Genomic DNA, 20,132 nt, shown 5'->3' with positions numbered 1-20,132 from the left:
TGGCCGGGGCTGTCACCGTCGCCCCGGCCAGCGGGGCGGAGCCGCTCCTACACGCCGGGTTCAGGCGACGGCCTCGAGGTCCACCTCGACACCGTGCTTCCGGCACCTCGATCCGGCCACCACCGGGCTGGTTCTCCGGGCGATGAAGGTTCGTCAGGCGCTGGTGGATGAAAGGGCGTCGAGTACACCGGTGATACCCAGGACTCGACGGGCGATCCTGCTGGGATTCGTGACGACGAGTTGTCTCCCAGCTGCCGCCGCCGTGTTCCGGGCGGTAATCAGTGCGCCGATAACAGTCGAGTCCAGGAACTGGACCGCTGCCATGTCGACGTCGACCCGCTGCGCCGCGGTGATCGTGTGACTGAGAAGGTCTAGGAGGTGTTCCGCTCCGTTTACGTCGATTTCCCCAGAAAGCAAGACGGTCCTGCGGTCCGGCTCGACGCGAACCTGATGCTGCCAGCTTGGCTGGAGGTTCGTCACTCGTTGCCCTCCCCAGGGCTGCTAAGGCCGTCGTTCGGTGGTGCGGCCGATAATGCGCTGATGTCGGGGTCGGCCAATGGCTGCAAGCATACGGCGACTGTGGCGGTCACCCCGTCGGGTCGGCGGGTGAGAATGAGCCCTTCCGTCAACTGGTGGGCCAGCCACAACCCACGGCCACCGGCGACATCGACCGCCGGTAGCCGCACAGGCAGGTTGTCAGCCGCCGCACCGTGGTCGGTGATCTCGCAGATCAGGACGTCTTGCTCACGGCGTAGGTCAACGCGCCCGTGACCGCCGCCGTGTCGGACGGCGTTGGTGACCAGTTCATGCACCGCGAGCACGAAGTCGAGACCCGGATCGCCCACAAGACCCGCAGCGAAGACCTTCGCCTGGAGAGCGTGTCGGAGCGCGGTGACGGTCTCGCCGGTGAAGTGCTGTGACATCAGCGGCGCGCCACCGCCAGGGCGTGCCTGTGCCGACTTAAACCGGTCGGCTGCCCCCGGGTCGTCGCTCATGGTGGCAGGCTACCTATCCCTGAAAGTTGCGCGACCCTTGTTCACCGACAAGCGTCTGCAGGTCGGGGCATCTGCCCGTGAATCTTCGCCCCGACTGGGAGAACTTGTGTCGGTTGCTGCCTCGCATCACTCCCGTGGCGCCGACCTATTACGCACTAGATGTTGGGGCTCATCACACCCCGAGGCAACCTCGTCGTCTCGACGCAAGCTTCGCCTTCGCGTCGCCGTCACCACCCGCGCTGGCGGCACATCCGCGCCGCCCTCCGGCACCGCCCGCACGACGAAGCTGACCCGATCTACTGCTGGGAAGGGACCGAAAGGCCAGTACAAACATCCCCTTTGTCTCGGGACCCAAGGTCTACTCGGAGCCTTCGATCGGCTGATGTAACGGCATCGGGACATCCGTCGCCTGTACTTAAAGGGACACTTGCGAGCGCGGCCCCCGGCCCCGGATCAACCCGGCCCCCGGGGATCCGCCGCTCGGTCGCCTAAGCAGGTTGCTGCGATCACCGATGGGAGTGTCATCTCGGCAACCCTCAGACCTCACCGCCCCAACGTCTGTCTCCCAGTCGCGGCGACAACTCGGTGCTGTTCCTGACCGGCCCGGCTAGGCCGTGCGAGTGCTGTCCGGCACGGCCCACAAGCCGGGATTCGGCATCGATCGGCCGCCACCGCTGATGAGAGGTGCTACGCCAGCGAGAGCCAGACCGCATACATCGAGGGCGGGGACGATCGCTACCGCAACGACTGACACAACCATGATCGACTTTGAGGCCCAACTGAATGACCATGTACAACACAGCCATTTATTGCCCCCAGATAACGATCCCAGTCGCTGTGGTCGAAGCGCTGGCAGTCGGTGTGCCCGTCGATGACGGCAACGTTGAACGGGAACCGAAATCTCAGCTCACCCCGTCCACGTGGCAGCCCCTTCGTCTGCCGGCTGCTCAATCTCGGCTGAGCCTGAGGACCGTTTCTCGCCATCGTCCCCTGGTATCGCAGCATCAGAGGAGTAAGCAACGGCGCACGGGAGGTGACCCTCGTGCTGCTGCGGCTGTCGCTAGATCTGCCTCGTGACGCGGCGACCGTCGCGATGGCTCGCCGCGCACTCGACGGCGCATTGGCCGGCGTCGGAGTCGAGGACGACTGCCGGACCGACATCCAACTGGCGCTCACCGAAGCGTGCGGCAACGTCGTCGTCCACGCCGTGGCCGCGGCCGACTACACCGTCGACGTCACCGTCAACGACGACCAATGCACAATCGAGGTCTCCGACCGAGGCGATGGCTTCGTACTTCCGCGGTCACAGATGCCCGACTCATCGGCCACCTCGGGACGGGGCCTGCACATCGTCGCCGCGCTCGTTGACCACCTCGACGTCGTCTCCACCGCCGGGACCTGCACGCGGCTGCGCTTCACCAAACGGCTGACCTGGACTGCACCCAGCCGGCCCACACGCCCGAAAGAACTAGACTGATGCCGGCAGGCCCGACAATCGGCCACCCTCCCTGGGCAGCAGCTTCCGGCGCCCGGCAGCCGATCCACCGCTCCCTCAGCTGCCTGAACCGTCAGCGTGCGAGCCGGTGACCCCTGGCCAACTCTCAGCCAGTGCAGGCCGACATCCAGGTGGCGCGCGCCCCCGTGCCGGATGGCAGGTGCCGTAGCGCGGACGCACATGGTGCGCTCTCCCTCCCTAGAGGAGTTGATGTTGGGGACGGTGCACCAACATTTGGGCGCCGTGCGGCAAGGGCTTGGTGGGAGCGCCACCGCGATGTTCGCCATCGTGCGCGAACGCTTCCGAGCGACGTGAGGCGTTGCGGGTTGAGTGAGCCCACGGCATGGACCAGCTCGGCCGACAGTGCGTGGATCAGTACGACGACGTCGACGGTGAGGACTCAAGCCCTCCCTTCCAGCTCTACAGGCGGGCCGGGGCTCACTGTCACCGTGCCTAGTGCTGAGCAAGCCCTGTCCCGGCATGAGCACCACGCCCTGCAGACGTAACGATCCGTTACCTGTCAACGCCGATATGTACGGATGCCCCCATGGACGCGACAGGAGCAGGCGATGCGACCGCTTCTCCACCTCGGAGGTGGTCTTGCTCCTGCCGCTCCCAGACGCGTCGCACCGGGCAGTCATGACCACATCGGGCTTGACGGCTGTAAGCAGCGCTATCGTCTTCGAGCCCATCAACGATCTGAATGGAGACCAACTTGATTAATACGCGGGTTGCCGCCCTCGTCGCGTGCTCTGCACTGTTCCTCGCCGCATGCGGTGGGTCCGACAAAGTCGAGCAGGACTCTTCGACGGGTGGGACTAACAGGCCGGCAGCAGGGGCTGAGGAAAAGCCATCTGGTTCGCTCTTGAAGACCGGATTCGGTCAGAGGGACGTCTATGTGTCGCTCATTGCCATCGTACAGAACACCTCCGACAAGGTGGGGCAAACCGTGACGGTCCAGTTCAACGTCAAGGACGCCAACGGTGAACTACTCGCGAGCGAGTCGCAGGTCGAGTTCTTCTCTCGCGTCGGACAGGAGTTTCCGGTCCAGACACAAGTGGAGGTACCCAAGGGCAAGAAGGCCGCCAAGGTCGAGGCAACCCTGCTCATCGAGGACAAGGGCAGCTTTCCCTCCGAGCCTTTTCCCGAGATCAAGACTGGCCCCGTCACCGTGGCAAAATCGGAGTACGGCGACGAATTCGCGGCCAAGGTCGAGGTAACTAACCCTAAAACGGAGCCGCTCAAGAGCCCAAAGGTAGACGTCGTCTGCTACGACGCCAGCAAGAAGATCGCCGGCGGTGGCTTCACCTTCCCCGAGCTGATCCCGCCTTCGGGCGAGGCTGTTGCCGAGGTAAACCTGCTCATGACCGGCAAGCCAACAGCCTGCGTTGCGTATGCGTCGCCGAGTGCCCTCGAGGACTGACGACACGAGCAACGCCGGGCTCGACTTCGATAGTTTGTCAGGGCTCGGGCGGACCGCCGGGCCGACGCGGGATGGGCCATGCCTCGCCCAAGTGTTCTGCTGATCGGTGTGTTGGCGAGGAGGAAGCAGGGTGGCCGGTACGTGTTAAGGCCACCACAAAACGGTCGCCATCGACGGTGGCAAGCTCCGGGACGCCCCGCAGGTCTCCCGCGACGTCCAGCGCCACGCCGTCGTCGGCCACCCCGCGGCGCCAGACCTCTTGCGCGTTCCTCACGCCGACCCCCCACGTTCCACCGCAGCCGAGCCGGGGGCGGGGGCCGAGCTCCTGTCGGCGTTTGGTTGCTCGAGCAGCACCTTTTCGGATCTTGTCGCACTCATCGGAGGCGGCCAGCGGGGCCCGTTGTCACCTGTTCGTCGGATGGGTCGGTGGACTTTCGGCCGATGGCGGGTAAGGTCAGCTAGCTGTCCGCACCTGTGCTTCTAGGAGGCAGACAATCGTGGCCGAGAGATCGACCAATCGCCCCGCCGATGGGGCTGCCCAACGTCACGACTCGCCGAGTGACATAGACAGCTGGACCTCTCAACTGTCGGAACCAGCAGCAAGCGGCTCAGACACGTACTCCGAGTGGCAGCCGGCTGCCGTGCCGAATTGGCGCGAGAGCGTGTCGAGCCCGTACGAGGAATACCCACCTGGGGAAACAAACCACGAGCACGAAGGACGGCACGCAAGGCACGGGGCACACCAGCAGTACGAGGATGAGTACGAGCAGCCCGGCGGGGCGTACGGTCAGCACGAGTACGCGTACCGGCGGCCCGACCCAGCGGCCTACCGGGAACCGGAGCGTTACCAGTCCGACCAGACCCATCAGTACAACGAGCACGGGCTGGACTGTCGGAAGGAACAGCGGACCCAGGAGCCGTACGGACCGATCGACGCCGGTCCGGCCCACGAGGACGCGTACGCCGCGCCGCAGGAGACATACGCCCTACCGGAGGTCGGCTATGCCGACCAGCAGTACTACCCACACGACGATCTCGCCGGCCACAACGATTACCGCCACGATGAGCCCGACACCCGGCACGTCACGCCGGTCGAGGGCGGCCAGCCCCGAGGGCAGCTCACCCGGGAGTTTGATACCCGCCCAAGACAGGCCCGGCAGCGGCGCCGGTTGATCGCGGTCGTCGGGCTCGCGTTGGGGACGCTGCTCTGCGCTCTGGCATTTCTGTGGGGGTCGGACCGGTCGCCGGAAGGCGGGCTGCCGCTGTCGACGGCAACCATTCCGCCGGGCTCATCTGCGGAACCGATTGCCCTCCCCGACAAGCCGTCGGCGGTGCCAAGTTCCGTGATACCGCGCACCTCCTCCGCCGCGCCCCGGACTACACCATCAGCCATGCGTCCCGCCGCGCCTAGCGCCGCGCCGTCAGTCACACATTCCGCCACGTCGCCCCCGACACCGACCCCGGCTACGCCGACGCAGACCCAAAGCTCGAGTCCGCTCCTGCTCGGCCCATCGAACGACGGGGTGAAGAGCATGGTCCAGCAATACTGCGATCAGCACGGCGGGGGCTCAGCGGAGCCTCGCAACGACAGCGGTTGGCAATGTAGGCAGCTTCTCTTCGCGTCCGTCGTTGACATGGACGTTGCCTGCCGCGACACGTACGGATCGGGCGCCTACGCCCGAACGCTGAACTCTGAGGATCCATACGCCTGGCGGTGCTACCGCTGACCACCCGCGCTCCGCGACTGATGCCAGATCTCGCTCGAACCCCACGGGGAATCACTCCACCCTTGAAGATCAAGCGAACCGCCCCGAACACGATCCTCACCCTTACTGGCCAGCGGCTTCGCAGCACTACGGCCCTTACCCGATCAAAGTACCTGCAGCTCGGTCGATCGTCGGGCGCCCCAGGCAATCATGCCTCTCTCCCCCAGCTACAACTTCCCTCAGCGGCGACGTTTCCGTCACGTCGCGCCTCGGTGAGCCGTTGAGCCGAAACGGCTCAGGGTGCCGCGCACGCACCAGTTCCTGAGGCAGAGCACGACATGACTGGGCGTGACGACCTCACCGACGAACAGTGGGACCTGATCGGCCCCCTCCTGCATTCCTCCGGCAAGGGCGGGCAGTGGCGCGACCACCGGCAGGTCGTCGACGGCGTCCTACGGCAGCTGCCCACCGGCGCACCTTGGAGGGACGTCCCGGAACGCTACGGGCCCTGGAAGACCTTGCACGAACGCTTACGGGCGGTGGACCACCGACGGAACCTAGGACCGCATCCTCGCCCACGTCCAGACCCGTAAGGGCGACGCCGGGAAGATCGAATGGATCTTCTCGATCGACTCCACGTGGTGCGTGCACACCAGCACGCAGCCGGCGCCCGGAAAACGGGGGCCTGCCACGCAGTCGAGATCGAGGGTCTCGCGCAACCCGGGGAGGCCCTCGGCCGCTCGCGCGGCGGACTGAGCACCAAGATCCATCTGGCGACCGACGCCCGAGGTCTGCCCGTGATCGTGCTGCTCACGCCCGGGCAGGCCGGGACAACCCCCAGCTCTTGCCACTGCTTGACCAGGTCAGGGTCAAGACCTCCGGCCCTGGGCGACCAAGGAAGAGACCAGACTGCGTGCGGGCCGACAAGGCCTACTCAAGCCCCGCCACCCGCCGCACCCTCAGGAAGCGCGGGGTCGACTGATCTGTCCTGAAAATGGCTACCCGCCGACGGCCTGCCGCAGCTGCGCGCTGACCGCCTCGGCCCGGCGGTGCGCCTCGATGATGATCTCGTCAGCCTGCCGCCGGGCCTCGGCGATGATCTCCGCGCCCTCCTTGCTAGCCTCACCGAGCGCCCGGTTCGCCTCGTCCAGCGCCCGCGCCGCCAACTCCACCACGATCGGGTCCGGGCCCTGCCGATCGGCGGCGCTCGGCAGGGCCCCATAGCGCAGCGACTCCACCCGCTGCGTCAACAGCTCGTTCTCCCGCCGCAGCCGGTCCACCTCACCACTGAGGAACATCAGCCGCTCGTCGGCCGACCCGGCCACACCGGCCACCTCATCCGCGTCCAACTGAACGCCGCGAACCCAGCGCGCCTTCAACACCGGTAACGCCCGGGTCGTCTCACCGTGCGGGTCGGCGGCGACGCGGTCACCGTGGTCGACGCTCATCGGGCACCCATCCGGAGTCAAGCCAGGCGAGGCGGCCTGCACCGCGTTCGCCAGGGGCGAATACAGGAAATCATGGTAGCTCTCCACAAGTATCCGCTCCGGCACCGTGCCCGAGGCCGTCAGGGCGGAGACTCTCGCCGCGCAGGGCAGCGCTAACCGCAGCAGCGCCGGCAGGGCGGTGTGCCGGGAAACAGCCACCGCCAGGCCGCCATCGCCCGGGGCGCCTCCGCGCGGGGTGATGGTTCTTGCTATGGGCTTCGCCACTGCCCGGGTAGCGCAACAACGCACTCGCGTCCGCCCAGTTACTGCCGCGCGTGGGTATGCAAGGCGCTCGAAGACCACATTAAGGGTTGAGGCGGTCGGAATCGGTGTAACAGCACCTCGACTCACCACGCTATCCATATTGGAGGATGAGGTACGCGCCTCCACGGTGGGCGGGGCCTTCGACCCCCAGGTCCCGCCCAAACCGTGGAGCGGTCTGCTGCACCGAGCCGACGTTCTTGCATCGTCCGGTGGTCTGCTCCTTCCGGACGCCGCGAGGAGACCGGCCACCACGAACAGGACCCTCGCCGCAACCAGAGCGGCCAGCCACGCCCAGATCAGCGCGCGGGGGTACTCGTCGATGGCCGTGCCAACTGCCAAGGCCTACGCCTCGCGTTCATCATGATCGCAGCGCCAGCCATGACGCGAACAACGGTTATCGATGCCTAGGGGGTTCGCAATCGCGCACGAGTTCATGGGAGCTTGAAAGCAGGGGCTCGCACGTTCGGCACCGTATGGTCCGGCCGTCGGAGACGACCAGCGGTGGCTCCCACCGGCCGCACCTCCGCAGCACGGGGTTTGAGTTGGGTTCGGCAATCGGCGTCGTCTCCGACGGCAAGATCGAGGCTTCCGGCGGTGGGTGCCGTACGAGTTTCATGTAACAGCACAGAGAGGTCGGTCGCCTGTCGCTTGTAGAGGTAAGAGCCGTTTAGCGCGACCAGCGGACGCTGCAGGTGGAGGCCGCCCGTCGCGAGCTGCTACGTCAACAGCTCGCGCGTGATGGGTTGGTTGAAGCCTCTCACCGCCGGTCTTGGTGGACTGTGGCACAAGGTCGCTGGCGTCGCCGGCTAGGAGGTTCGGATGCAACCGCAACACGTCAAGGCGCTTCTCATGTGTAAGCGTGCTGGGACACTCTTGAAGTACTGCATTCCCACATCAGAAGAGGTACCGGTCGGGTTCCGCTGCCAGCCGAACAATCCTGTGGAGAGCAACACCGCGTTACCAGCTCTGTGTCGGTCGTGCCGTCTCCTCGCCGCGGATCCGCAGCAACTGCAGGCGCAGGTGATGCGGCAGGTATCGGCGGGTTGGGCTGAACACGAGCGGGTTGGGGCGGTGGTGGTCGGTTGCTGAAGGTATCGTCGGTTCCTCGGCACTCGCCCGGAGGCCGGTGAGCAACTCCCCGAGCAGTTCCACGGACGGCGCTCCGGACAACGACGACATCTCGGGTGTCTCCGACAGCTGACCCTTCGCGCCGGTTACCGAGCAGCACTGGGGGAGCCCCCACGGTAGGTCCGGGTCGTCGGGGACGCGCTGATCGAGTCGGTGTACCAGCAGGCTGCGGTGTGGCGGCTGTCGTCGATCACTACAACGTGCTGCGGCACACCGCCCAGGGATGGATCCGTACCCTGCGCCGCCGGCAAGCCAGCCTCGTCGAGTAAGACGATGCCGGGCGGTCTGGGGTGGTGTGCGGACCACGGATAGGGACCGGCCGGCGCCGGCCTTCGGCAGTGCCGCTCAGCGGGCCCGCTTCGTCGCCCGCTTGCGGGGCGGCGTCAGCAGGTCAGCGATGGCAGCGATCGCGGACGGGACCAGGCGGTAGTACGCCCAGACGCCGCGCTGCTCGCGCTCGATCAGGCCGGCCTCGGTGAGGATCCGAAGGTGATGGCTCACGGTCGGCTGGGAGAGACCGAGCGGCGCGGTGAGGTCACTCACGGATGCCTCGCCCTGCGGAGCGGACTGGATCAGACTGAGCAGTCGCAGTCGGGCCGGGTCGGCGAATGCCTTCAGCACTCCCGCGAGTTGTTCGGCATCGGCCCGCTTAATGGGCTCGCCGGCAAGCGGTGAGATAGCAGGCGTAGCAGTTCTCGTAGTTCCCACGTCTTCCATCATTGCACCAACACCATCGATAGGCCGGTGGAACCAGGGCCAGTGTCCCGATGGCGACCGCGAGCCGGGGTACGAGGGATGCTGGGGCCGGGGCGGCGAGGTTGCGTGCCGCCCCGGCCCCGCGCCTGTTTGCCGGGGATTCAGGGGCCGACGAGCGCAACCGATAGGAAGGCGCTGGCGAGCAGGTACGGGCCGCAGGCGTGGTCGGGCTGGCGGCAGCGTGAGGCGGGTGAGCGCAATGGGGGCGAGCCGTAGGGCAGCAGGCCATCCCACAGCACCGCGGGCCAGCCGAGAGTGCCCAGCGACGCGTCGAGCAGCGTCGCCAGCCGCACGTCGCCCACTCCCATCCCGCTGTCACCGCCGATGGCTAGGAGCAGGTTGCCGCCGCCGAGCACTCCGGCCTGCATCGCAGCGGTGACCAGGGTGCGTGCCTGGCCGGTGGCTACGGCGTGGCCGGCGAGAAGCTCACCCACGGCGAGCGCCCGTGGTACCACGGTGGGCGTGGGAAGTCTCCGCGTCACGATGTCGACGACGACGGCGAGCAGCAGGTCGGCGTACAGCGCAACAAGCCACACCGCGACCAGCGGCATGCCGTCGGGACTGTCGTTTACCAGTCCGGCCGCCCGTAATGCCGGCGCAAAAGGCGGTGGAGCGGAACGAGCAGGCGGTCACCGCGTGGTGGCGGAAGGTGTGCCGGCGGGAAAGCCGGAGCGGTGCAGCGGCAGGCGTGGCTGGTCTTCGAGAAAGGGTCGGTCAGGCGCTGTCCCGCGCATGGCCCGCACGTGGGCCGACGTTGTCACACCCCGTAGATCCCGGTGAGTAATTGCCGGGTGACGTGATTGTGATCCTCATGTTTGACTGTGGCCTATGGGGGCGGGGCAGGCGCGGCTGGCGATCGATTGTGGTAGCGCGAGCACGACCGCTGTGCTGGCCTGGTCGGACGGCACCTGGACGCCGCTGCTGTTCGATGGTGAGCCCGAGTTGCCCAGCGCGGTCCTCCTGCCCATCGAGGGGTACACGCTGACAGGCCATCAGGCCTGGCAGGCCGCCGTCGGTGCCCCGGACAGGTTCATCCCGGCTCCGCGACAGTCCCCGGAGCAGCACCTGAGCGTTGCAGGGCAGCAGGTCGAGGTCGTGGGCCTGGTCGCCGCGACGCTGCGCCGTGTCGCGGCGCAGGCGCAGGACACGGTTGGGTCTCCGCTGCAGGACGTGCGGCTGGTGGTGCCGGCCGGCTGGGGACCGCGCCGACGCACCTGGCTGCGCCGCGCCGCGCACCGGGCGGGCCTTCCCCAGCCGCGTCTTGTCGAGGCGCCAGTGGCGGTTGCCGGGCACCTCCTCGCGACCGGGGTTCAACTGCCGGTCGGGGCGTTCATCGTCGTTTGTGACGTCGGGGCCGGTGCGGAGGTCAGCGTTCTGCGGCGCGGTCCCGCCGGGTTCGAGGTCCTGGCCACCCTGTCGGACCCGGCCGCCGGCGGTACGGCGATCGACGACGCCCTCACCGCCACGCTGACGGCCACCAGCCCACCTCAGGGAGATGGCCAGCGGTGGGCTCTCGCGGCCAGTGTTCGCGCGGCGAAGCAGGCCCTGGCCGACCGCGCCGCGGTGACGGTGCCTCTGCCGGACGCGTCGGCCGTGGTGCTCACCGCTGGCCTGCTGGAACAGGCCGCCCAGCCCGTCCTGCAGCGGGTCGCCGAACTGACGACGGAGGCGATCGCCGCGGCGGAGGTCAGCGCGCAAGAGGTTGCTGGTGTCTACTGCGTCGGTGGTGTCGCGCGGCTGCCGCTGCTGCAGAAGGTTCTCACCGAGGCTCTACCGCTGACGCCGATCGTGGTCATGGAGCCCGCATCGGCGGCCGTGCGCGGCGCCGCGGACGTCGGCGCTGTTGACGCGGCAGCGGCGGCGGTGTCGCCTGAGGGGGAGCCGGTGCCGCCGGTGCGGCGGGCAGCGGGGATCGCGGTGCCGGGTTTCGCGTCGCTGGGCCTGGTCTCCCAGTTCCTTCTCACCGCCGAGTGGCACGGCGCCCTCATGTATCGGCAGGCCTGGCTCAACTGGGGTGAACTGGCGATGGCCGCTGTGTTCGCCATGATCGCCAGCCTCGGCGCCGGCACCGTCCTCGCGTCCGCGCTCGCCGCCCGGCCCACCACGCCGGTGAGCCCCGGTTCCCAGATCGGTACCGGGATCCTGGCGTCAGCGTCTCTGGCTGTCGCGGTCGCCGGCATGTACGCCGTGGTCGGCAGCCTCTACATCGGCGAGCCCGTCAACGGTTTCCTCCGCTGGGCGCTGTTGCCGGTCGCGCCGGTCGTCGCCGCCGCGGCGGTGATGGCCCTGGTCGCCGCCCGGCAGTGGCGTATCCCGGAGGGTGGGTGGTCGCGGCTGCTGGCGTTCCCCACCGGGTCGGTGGTCACCGCCGGGCTCGGGATGCTGCTCATCCAGTACTGCGTCACCGCGGACCGGTGGCCGGACATGGTGCTGTGGATCGACGTCGCCGGCCGCGTCGGTGGGGCGCTCCTCGGCGTCGGGACGGTCATGGCCGTGGTGTCCCAGCCGGTCCTGCGGCTGATCCTGGGCGCGCCCCTGGCGGTCATCGCCGCCGCGCTGGTCAGCTGGCCGGCCACGGGAATGCTCGGGGCGATCTACGCGGTCGCCGTGGCCGTGTGGTGGCTGCGCCAGCTGTGGACCCGCCTCTTGCGCCCCCACACCCCAGTCAGGCTGGCCGGATGAGCCGACCCGTCGCGTCCCACGAGCACATGGCCGTCGGGGAGGATCGGGGATGAGGTGGCCTCGCCGGCTGGCCGGCGCAGCCCTCGTCGCGGCGATGCTGGCGATACCACCTTGGCTGCTAGCCACCCTCACCGAGCCGCCGCTGACTAGCTGGCCGACCAGCGCGCAGCTACGCCACTGGATCGCCGACCCGCTCACCTCTCGCACGCTCACCGCCGGGCTCACCGCCCTGGCCTGGCTCCTCTGGCTGGGCCTGGCCTACACGGTCGCGGTGACCGCCGCACACCGGATACGGGCAGGCGCCCGATGGCTGCGCCGCCTGCCGCTGCCCACACCGTGGCAGGCCGCCGCCACCAGCGTGGCTGGCGCCGCCGCCCTCACCACCGCCCACACCCCCACCACAAACCCCCCAGCCCCACCCGCACCCGCCCCCGTCGGCGGCGTCCAACCGCACACCGCCGACGGAGCGTGGAACCACACCAACGCCGGGGTGGCGGTGCCGGGCGGCTGGCTACCCGACAACACCGCCCAGCAGATCGCCACTGCCGCTGCCCTGGTGTGGCTGCGCCGCCGCCGCGCCTACCAACCCGGCTACACCACGGACGAAGTGTCGCAGCTGGCACCGCTGCCAGCCACGGTCACCGCCGTGCAAGCAGCCGTCGCCGACCGCCAGCAGCCGGCAACCACCTCCAGCGCGGCGGTGCCGGGCCTGCCAGGAACCGGCGTGGCGTTCACCGGCGACGGCGCCGCCGACGCCGCCCGCGGTGTCCTCGTCACCCGGCTCCTCACCGCCCTACGCGACCCACCCCCTACGACCCGGGTGGTCATTACCCGCGCCGCTCTCACCACCCTCGTACCTGACATCACCGCAGTGGCCGACTCCATCCCCGGACTGCGGGTCGTGGACACGGGCGAGGAGGCTGTCACGCTGTTGTCCGCCCTTTCGCCCCCACCAGCGGGGCTCGACGGAGACACGACCATGACACCCCTGGTGCTGGTCACTAATCCGGCGTCCACCGCGACGGCCAGCCAGCTGACCGCCCTGGCGGGGCACGCCCACCTCGTCACGCTCGGCGCCGAACCGCTCGGGCGTACCTGGCACGTCGATCGCCACGGTCACACCCGCGACGACCAGACCGGGCAGGCCGAACCGCGGCTGTGTGTCCTCGACCAGACCGCCGCGACGCACCTGCTCACCGTCCTCGCCCACCCCACTCCCCCGCTACAAGACGACACCACCGAACCCACCACGCCCCGAAGTGTGGATGGCGGCCACCTGCGGATCCCCCGCCAGCCCAGCAGGCACACTTCGCACACCACACCCCAGTCACCGGTGCCCGCACCGTCCCTCGTCCAATTGCGGGTGCTCGGCCAACCCGCCCTACTCGTCGACGGACAACCGGTCACGATCCGCCGCAGCGCCGCCCTGCAAGTGCTGGTCTTCCTCGCCGTGCACCCCGACGGCGCCACCACCACACAACTGGTCCACGCCATCTGGCCCGGCCTACCCGCCCACACCGTCACCCGCCGCCTCTACACCACCCTCAGCGACCTACGCGCCACCATCCGCGCCGCGACCACCGTCGCGATCATCGAGCACACCGACGACCGCTACCGCCTGGACCCGGACCAGATCGACGTCGACCTGTGGCGGCTCCACACTGCGGCCCACCACGCCGCCACCACCCTCACCAACCACTGCGCCGCATGGCGCGCCGCCATAGACGCCTACACCGGCGACCTCGCCGACAACCACACCTGGCCCTGGGCCGACCCACCACGGGAGGCCACCCGCCGCCTCGTCATCGACGCGCACACCGCCGCCGCGTCCGCCGAACCCGACCCGCATCAGGCTCTGAAGATCCTTCAGAGCGGCATCCGCGTCGACCCCTACAACGAGGACCTGCACCGCCGGGCCATCGACATCCTTACCGCACTCGGGGACCACAGCGCCGCTGTCCGGCTGCGCGACGCCTACACCCGCCGGCTGACCCTCGCGGGACTGCGCGCCACCGACAGCATCCACCAGATCCCGCACGCCAGCAGCGGCCCGGTCCGCCTGTAACCACAGCATTCGCCTGCTGCCACCCACACCCGGGATCCCATCGGTCCTGTCGGCCACCATCACGGCACCTCCCCTCACGCCGTGGCGCCAGGGGCTCAAGTCGGTCGGAGCAAGACGCCAGTACGACGGAACATCGATGCTTGCCGTCAGCGATCCGTGCCCTGGCTATGACGGACAAAATGGGGTCCACCGAGACGGGCCATAACTGGCCCCACCATGGGCTGACTGTCGCTACTCTCGGCTACCGAACGTAGTCAGGCGCTGATGCTTACCGAGCGGCGATTGGCGCCGACCCCACGCGCGTTGTCTGCGGCATGTGCGGATGTCTCGTCCACCGCGCGATCGTCGGTTGGCCTGGGTGACAGGGCCCAAGCTCGCGCCGAGTGAAGGGTTGCCTCTATCCCCCCGGGTAACCATGATCGTCGTTGTGAACGCGGCTCTGGAACTGACCACGCATGTTCTGGTCGCGACACTGCTGGCCATCATCCTGGTCGGGACAGGTCTGGGCGTGCGGTACCGCGACCGCTTCATTCAGCAGCTCACCGCCGACCCGAGACGGCGGACCCGGTTCTACCGCGACTTCATCGTTCAGTCATGGGTCACCGCGGCCTTCGTCCCGCTGATCGCGTTCGTGAGCGCCGACCTGTCCGTCATCGACCTTGGTTGGACCTGGCCGAGCGGCGACGGCATCGATTACCTGCTCGCGGCGTACATGCTGGTGACCACCACAGTCGGTGCTCTGCGGGCACGCCGCCGGACACGCCGGGGAGAAATAATCCCCATTCCGGTCGGAACCGCTCTGATAGTCCCGCAGACCCCGCACGAGCGCCGGTTGTCGGTGGCGGTCGCGGCCACCGCCGGCATCACGGAGGAGGCGGTCTACCGCGGGCTCCTTATCGCCGCCGGCACGCGGCTGTACGACCTGCCCCTGGCGTTGGTAGTGACGGCCAGCCTGGCACTGTTCGTGGCGGCCCACGCCTACCAGGGGCGCAAGGGGATGATCGGCGTCGCCATCCTCGGCGCCCTGTTCACCGCCATCTACCTGATCTCGGGCAGCCTGCTGCTAGCCATCATGGTGCACATCTGGCAGAACCTGGTGGCGCTGTTGCTGCTTCCGGTGCGCCCAAGCGGGCCGCAACCCATCAACGATGCCGGTATCCAGCCGGGCGTTGAAACCACGGGGCACGCCCAGAGAGAGCCTGCGGCGACGACCGACGAGGAACCGCCGCAGCCGGCTCCCCGACACGTGTTGCGCCCGGCAGTCCCGGACTGACCCTTGCGCGGAGTGGCGCCTTACGTACCGCCATGATCAGGTGCGCGCTCATCGGCAGATCTGCGCACTGTTGTGCGGCACACCAGCAGTCTGGGCCCTTACGTACCGTTACTTGGCTCTCGGCGAGACCGCCCGTGGTGGGTCCAGTTATGGCCGTCCCGGTGTAGCCCATCTCGGCCGTCATAGCCAGTGCCCACTCCGGCCACGCGACCGGATGGAAGGACTATCGCAATTGGCGTGACCTGCGTTTGTAAGGTCGTGTAAGGCGCTGTGACCTTGTGTGTCACGCCCAAACCGTCTCTACCCGCCTGTCCGGGCCTAACGTTCCCCGCACACCTCACCCGGTCGGCAGGAAGGACGTCATGGGCATCCGGACAACAGCTCGCGTCGGCAGGGCCCTGACCGCTCTGGCCGTTATCGGCGCTCCCGCGCTGCTGCTGTGCGGCCTCGGCCGCCCCAGTGTGCGGTGGCCGGACGGCGACGAGGTACGGGCGTGGGTCAGCCAGCCGTTGACACCGAGATTCCTCGCCGTCCTGGCGATCGCTGTGGGCTGGGCGCTCTGGGCGCTGCTAGCCACCGTTATGCTCACCCACCTGTACGCCCGGGCGAGCCGTCGCCTGCAGCGGCTTGCCCGGCTGCGCCTTCCGGGACCGTTGCAGGGGTTGACCGCAGCATTGCTCGGGGCTACCGCCGTGACCGTCGGTGTCGGCGGCGCTGCTCCCGCCGCCCTCGCCGCTACGGCCACAGATTCCCCAAACAGCACCATCCCGCCGCCCGCCAACGGTGACAGCGACGCTCGCGCCGCCGGGTCTTCGGCGAAGCCGGACGACGGTGACACCTCGAAGCGGCGGACCGTCACGGTGCGCCGGGGCGACACCCTGTCGGCAATCGCCGCTCGTCGGCTCGATGACGCCGACCGGTGGCGGGAGATCTATTCCCTCAACCGTGGCGCACGGTTCACCACCGGCAGCCTGACCGACCCCGACCTCATCCGGCCCGGCTGGACGTTGAGCCTGCCCACCCGCGCGGATACTCCAGCCCCACCCGCGCCGTCCACCAGCCCACGCCCGGTACCCGACACCACCCCGGACAACACGCCACCCTCACCTGACAAGGACACCAGCCCGTCGACCGCACCGGCCACCGCCACACCCGAGGCGCCGGCCTCACCCCATCCCGACGGATCGTCGCGGGACTGCGACCATCCCGGGGTATCCCTCGGCGACCGAGGGTGGATCGATGCGGCACTGGCCGCTGCGGTGCTCGCCGCCGGCACTCTCGCCTGGGCCTACCGGCAACACCACCACACCCCCATCCGCAACGCGTCAGCGGAAAACTCCGGGCACGATCCGCAGGTACCGCCGCTGCCCGCCGTCCTGGCCCGTATCCGCCGCGCGCTGCCCGGCTCCACGCCAACGTCCACCTCTGCGGTCACCAGCGGGGATTCCGACAGCACCTCCGGTCAGGCAGCGACAAGGGCCATCCCCGTGGCGGCCACCTCCGGCCACCTCCACGCCGACGTCGACCCTGCCCTGGCCGAGTTTCCCAACAATGGCCAGTACGGATCTTCGGCCGACGCGGGCATGGTCACAGCCGCGCTGGCCAGCCGGGTGACCGGGGTCCGGCCGGCGTCGGGGCTCGGACTGACCGGTCCGGCCGCGCAGGCAGCGGTACGCGGATTCCTGGTGTCCGCACTCGCCGCCGACGCCATAGGGCAACGTGACGAGCGCGGCCGGGTGGTCATTCCGTCCGCCATGCTGGCCACCCTGCTGGATGACAACGCAGGCCTCGTCGTGGACACGCCTCGCTTGACCGTCACCGATACCCTCACCGACGCTCTCAGCGCTGTGGAGGAGCAGATCCTGCACCGCACCAGGGTGTGCTGCGAATACGAGGTCGACACCGTCGCCGCGCTGCGCGACGCCCACCCGTCGGCCGAAGCGCTGCCACCGCTGCTGCTCATCGCCGACGCCACCGCAGCACACGAGCGGGCCCGCACCACCGCGCTGCTCACCCAAGGGCAGCGCCTCGACATCCATGGCGTCCTGCTCGGCGCCTGGCCCGACGGGGACACCGTCGACGTCGACGTCGACGGGACCACCACGGCCGCCGACGGGAAAAGAAAGCAGGGAACGCATTTGCCGGCTGCCGGCCGATTGACCGTCCTGACCCCCGCGGACACCATCGACCTGCTCGCGACGCTCGCCGAGGCACACGCCGGCTCACACCAGCCCCCGGCCCAGGGCCGACACGCAAGCATCCGAGAGCCGCAGCCTCGTCCAGCGGCGGACGGCGGTCCGGCAGTCGACGCTGGCCTGCCGCCCGACGGCGAAACCACGCCGCCACCCAGCGCGAGCCACCCCGCGACGACGGACATCCACCGCCTGAGTTCCCCATCGCCCGCTGCCGACGACCAGCCGGAAAGTGGTGGAGGGCTGGTCGGGGTGCAGGTCCTCGGAGGCGTCCGCATCCTCGACAGAGACACCAGCCTGCCATTGCGGGCAAAGGCCCTCGAACTACTGGTCTACCTCACCGTGCACGACGGCGAAGCGACCCAGGACGCGATCCTCGACGACCTGCTTCCCGACGCACCCGCGGCGAAGGCACCGCACCGGCTGCACACCTACGTGTCCGCGCTGCGCAAGACCCTCGCCCGCACCGGCGGCCGCGGCACCTACCTCACCCACCCCGCCCGCCGCTACGCCCTCAACCAACAGGCGATCGACACGGACCTGTGGCGGATGCGTGCCGCGCTGCGTGACGCCGAGGGCGCCACCAGCAGCGTCGACCGGCTTGCCGCACTGCGTCGCGCCGTGGACGCCTATGGCGGCGGCCTCGCCGACGGCTTCGACTACGAGTGGATCGAAGCCCACCGCGAAGGCATCCGCCGGCAGGCACGCGACGCCCACCTCGCTCTGGCTACCACGACACCGGATCCGGACGAGGCCCTCGCGGTCGTGGAGGCTGCCATCAGGCACGACCCCTACGCGGAGCCGCTGTACCAGCAGGCGATGCGGGCTCACGCCGCCCTGGGACACCTCGACGAGATCCACGCCCTACGCCAGATCCTCACTCGCCGCCTCGCCGAGATTGACGCCACCCCGAGCGAGGCCACCCTCGCCCTCGCCGACTACCTGGTCGCCGGCCCACAACCCCACCGGCCCGCCGGACGACCGCGCCCCTGCGACAACGGACGCCTGGCATGACCGCGCCTTCGGTCCCCCCGCCCTGGACGGCACGTGCCGATCAGGCCGACCAAACCGCCACCGACTCGACCGGGCCTCCGGCGCCAGCCACCGATGATCGCGCCGACCCGCGACCGACCCCGCCCTTCGGCGAAGGTACATCGCCGGAAACCGGTCACCAGCCGGCCTACTCGCGGCGGCGCATCGCCGTACCGGTGACCTGCGATGACCTCGACGCCGAGGTACTCAAGGCGGTTAGGCGTGCCACCCGGACCCGGCAGGCGTTCTACGTCCTGGTGCTGGCCGTAGGACTCGTCGGTCAGGTGACCGGTGCCGCCCAGGCCCTCGACATTCCGCTGGCCATCGCCGTCCCCGCCGTCGCCACGCTGGAACTCGGCGGCGTGGTGGTGATGGCCGACGCGGACGTCAGACGCCGCCTCGGCGAACGGGCACTCGCCTCCCGCCTGCTCTCAGCGGCGATCGCCGCCGGCGCGGTGACGTTCAACTGGGCCGCCCATCCCGAGCACCTACTCGGCGGGTTCTACGCCGGCATGTCCGCCCTCGGATACCTCGTCTGGCTCATTCACGCCGGCAACCAACGCCGCGACCGCCTGCGTGCCACCGGAAACCTTTCACCCGCACCACCCGCATACGAATTGCTCGGGCACTGGATCCGACATCCCGCCGTCACCCTTCGCGCCCGGGCGATCTCCAAGGCAGACGGACTGGACCTTTACGAGTCTCTACGGCAAGCCCGCGCCGCGATCACCCGGGAACACCGCAACGCCGCGATCGTCAGAGTGCTGCACCGCAGGATCCGAGCGGCCCTGGACACCACCACCGCCGACATCGCCGTGCGGGTGTACGACCTCGACAAGATCGCCGCGCACCTCTCGGCCACCGCCGACTACAGCGGCCTGACCACGTTGCTCGCTGCGGACCTGACCCCAGAACGGATCATCGCAGCCAACGGCGCCGGCCGCCGCCGTCGCTGGTGCAGACGAGGAGGCCACGCCGAGATGCCACGGGCAGCCGAGCCCGCCCCGTCGCTGCCCCCGGCGGGCACCACCTCCGCAGCGGACACACCAGGCAGTGGCCGGCACGAGCCGCATCCAAAGCCCGAGCGGGACCGCCAACGCGCTCCCGTCGGCGAGCAACACCTGCCTGCCCAGAGCCAGGGCGTTGTTCTGCCACAAGCCGTGCCGCCGCTGGACGAACCAGCCGCCGCACACCTGGTAGACGGCGAGGACGTTGCTGGCGATGACCGAAAGGCCGAACCTCCCCGGGCAATCGCAGAAGCAGTGGCTTACTGGCTGCGCAAAGAACCGAACATGGACCCTGAACTACTTGCCGAGAGAATCGGCAGGTCGTTGCGTTCGGTCTATCGGCACCTGCCGCCGGACTACCCCCGCAGGCCGGGCGTCGCGAGGAAACGGACACAACAGCCTTCGGCGCCCACATGACGAATCGGCCAGAGCGAGTGATGCCACCAGAAGGCGGCGACGGCCACGGAGCGACCTCCGCGCAAGGACCGCCGGACCGTCAAGGAGGTATGTGGAGGCGCCCTGTTCAGGTGGGCGGCGACCAGCGCCGCTCCCGATTAAATTGCGAGCCGCAGCCACCCTGCAACGGTACAATCTTGGGCGCGCCACGAGAGCTTTCACGCTGCCGGA

At 68.9% G+C, this 20,132-nt stretch carries 13 protein-coding genes and 2 pseudogenes; 10 read left to right on the top strand and 5 right to left on the bottom strand.

Annotated elements, in window-relative coordinates:
• Positions 1-153: 153 nt before the first annotated feature.
• Together DER29_RS13190 and DER29_RS13185 are read right to left on the bottom strand one after the other, a co-directional pair.
• Positions 154-480 carry an STAS domain-containing protein gene (locus tag DER29_RS13190; RefSeq protein ID WP_121397616.1) on the bottom strand — a complete coding sequence of 109 codons (327 nt, stop codon included), beginning with the start codon at positions 478-480 and terminating at the stop codon, positions 154-156.
• Positions 477-995 (bottom strand): ATP-binding protein, encoded by a 519-nt coding sequence (locus tag DER29_RS13185; protein ID WP_121397615.1) that lies wholly within the window; start codon positions 993-995, stop codon positions 477-479. The genes DER29_RS13190 and DER29_RS13185 overlap by 4 nt, the downstream gene beginning before the upstream one ends.
• Before the next feature lie 1,042 nt (positions 996-2,037).
• Between DER29_RS13185 and DER29_RS13180 the strand changes: the two genes are divergently transcribed.
• From DER29_RS13180 to DER29_RS35230, 4 genes and pseudogenes are all read left to right on the top strand, one after another.
• The gene (locus tag DER29_RS13180; protein WP_148710031.1) at positions 2,038-2,472 is read left to right on the top strand and encodes an ATP-binding protein; all 435 of its coding nucleotides are present in this window, start codon (positions 2,038-2,040) and stop codon (positions 2,470-2,472) included.
• A gap of 721 nt (positions 2,473-3,193) precedes the next feature.
• Complete coding sequence (locus DER29_RS13175) at positions 3,194-3,913, top strand: hypothetical protein (protein WP_148710030.1); 720 nt, start codon at positions 3,194-3,196, stop codon at positions 3,911-3,913.
• A 662-nt stretch (positions 3,914-4,575) separates the two neighbouring features.
• On the top strand, positions 4,576-5,640 hold the full coding sequence (locus DER29_RS13170; RefSeq protein ID WP_121397612.1) for a hypothetical protein: 1,065 nt from the start codon (positions 4,576-4,578) through the stop codon (positions 5,638-5,640).
• 317 nt (positions 5,641-5,957) lie between these two features.
• Positions 5,958-6,595: pseudogene (locus tag DER29_RS35230) on the top strand (IS5 family transposase); the annotation flags it as partial.
• Between the two features lie 22 nt (positions 6,596-6,617).
• Here the strand turns inward: DER29_RS35230 and DER29_RS13155 are convergent.
• From DER29_RS13155 to DER29_RS13140, 3 genes are all read right to left on the bottom strand, one after another.
• Positions 6,618-7,265 (bottom strand): DivIVA domain-containing protein, encoded by a 648-nt coding sequence (locus tag DER29_RS13155; RefSeq protein ID WP_121397609.1) that lies wholly within the window; start codon positions 7,263-7,265, stop codon positions 6,618-6,620.
• Positions 7,266-8,843: 1,578 nt separating this feature from the next.
• A complete protein-coding gene (locus DER29_RS13145) occupies positions 8,844-9,215 on the bottom strand; it encodes a helix-turn-helix transcriptional regulator (RefSeq protein ID WP_199729435.1) in 372 nt (123 codons plus the stop codon).
• Between the two features lie 140 nt (positions 9,216-9,355).
• On the bottom strand, positions 9,356-9,805 hold the full coding sequence (locus DER29_RS13140; RefSeq protein WP_121397606.1) for a prepilin peptidase: 450 nt from the start codon (positions 9,803-9,805) through the stop codon (positions 9,356-9,358).
• A gap of 277 nt (positions 9,806-10,082) precedes the next feature.
• Between DER29_RS13140 and DER29_RS13135 the strand changes: the two genes are divergently transcribed.
• The 6 genes and pseudogenes from DER29_RS13135 to DER29_RS13115 all read left to right on the top strand — a co-directional run bounded on the left by DER29_RS13135 (position 10,083) and on the right by DER29_RS13115 (position 19,922).
• Positions 10,083-11,936 (top strand): Hsp70 family protein, encoded by a 1,854-nt coding sequence (locus DER29_RS13135; RefSeq protein WP_121397605.1) that lies wholly within the window; start codon positions 10,083-10,085, stop codon positions 11,934-11,936.
• 49 nt (positions 11,937-11,985) lie between these two features.
• Positions 11,986-14,001: a BTAD domain-containing putative transcriptional regulator gene (locus tag DER29_RS35915; RefSeq protein ID WP_121397604.1), complete on the top strand. Its 2,016-nt coding sequence runs from the start codon at positions 11,986-11,988 to the stop codon at positions 13,999-14,001.
• A gap of 427 nt (positions 14,002-14,428) precedes the next feature.
• Positions 14,429-15,274 carry a CPBP family intramembrane glutamic endopeptidase gene (locus DER29_RS13125; protein ID WP_158619008.1) on the top strand — a complete coding sequence of 282 codons (846 nt, stop codon included), beginning with the start codon at positions 14,429-14,431 and terminating at the stop codon, positions 15,272-15,274.
• A 362-nt stretch (positions 15,275-15,636) separates the two neighbouring features.
• Positions 15,637-16,281: pseudogene (locus DER29_RS36240) on the top strand (LysM peptidoglycan-binding domain-containing protein); the annotation flags it as partial.
• 252 nt (positions 16,282-16,533) lie between these two features.
• On the top strand, positions 16,534-18,480 hold the full coding sequence (locus DER29_RS13120) for a BTAD domain-containing putative transcriptional regulator (protein WP_233599751.1): 1,947 nt from the start codon (positions 16,534-16,536) through the stop codon (positions 18,478-18,480).
• Positions 18,477-19,922, top strand: a complete 1,446-nt coding sequence (locus DER29_RS13115) for a hypothetical protein (RefSeq protein ID WP_148710027.1) — start codon at positions 18,477-18,479, stop codon at positions 19,920-19,922. The genes DER29_RS13120 and DER29_RS13115 overlap by 4 nt, the downstream gene beginning before the upstream one ends.
• Positions 19,923-20,132: the final 210 nt, after the last annotated feature.

This window comes from Micromonospora sp. M71_S20 (genome assembly GCF_003664255.1).
In the GTDB taxonomy this organism is placed as follows: Bacteria; Actinomycetota; Actinomycetes; order Mycobacteriales; family Micromonosporaceae; genus Micromonospora.
This window is presented reverse-complemented; position numbering and strand designations above follow the sequence as displayed.

What these genes read in the sequence shown, in the direction of transcription:
- DER29_RS35915 (WP_121397604.1), top strand. Translation starts at nt 11,986, where the DNA reads ATGAGGTGGCCTCGCCGGCTGGCCGGCGCAGCCCTCGTCGCGGCGATG.
- DER29_RS13135 (WP_121397605.1), top strand. Translation starts at nt 10,083, where the DNA reads ATGGGGGCGGGGCAGGCGCGGCTGGCGATCGATTGTGGTAGCGCGAGC.
- DER29_RS13115 (WP_148710027.1), top strand. Translation starts at nt 18,477, where the DNA reads ATGACCGCGCCTTCGGTCCCCCCGCCCTGGACGGCACGTGCCGATCAG.
- DER29_RS13145 (WP_199729435.1), bottom strand. Translation starts at nt 9,215, where the DNA reads ATGGAAGACGTGGGAACTACGAGAACTGCTACGCCTGCTATCTCACCG.
- DER29_RS13185 (WP_121397615.1), bottom strand. Translation starts at nt 995, where the DNA reads ATGAGCGACGACCCGGGGGCAGCCGACCGGTTTAAGTCGGCACAGGCA.
- DER29_RS13140 (WP_121397606.1), bottom strand. Translation starts at nt 9,805, where the DNA reads ATGCCGCTGGTCGCGGTGTGGCTTGTTGCGCTGTACGCCGACCTGCTG.
- DER29_RS13175 (WP_148710030.1), top strand. Translation starts at nt 3,194, where the DNA reads ATGGAGACCAACTTGATTAATACGCGGGTTGCCGCCCTCGTCGCGTGC.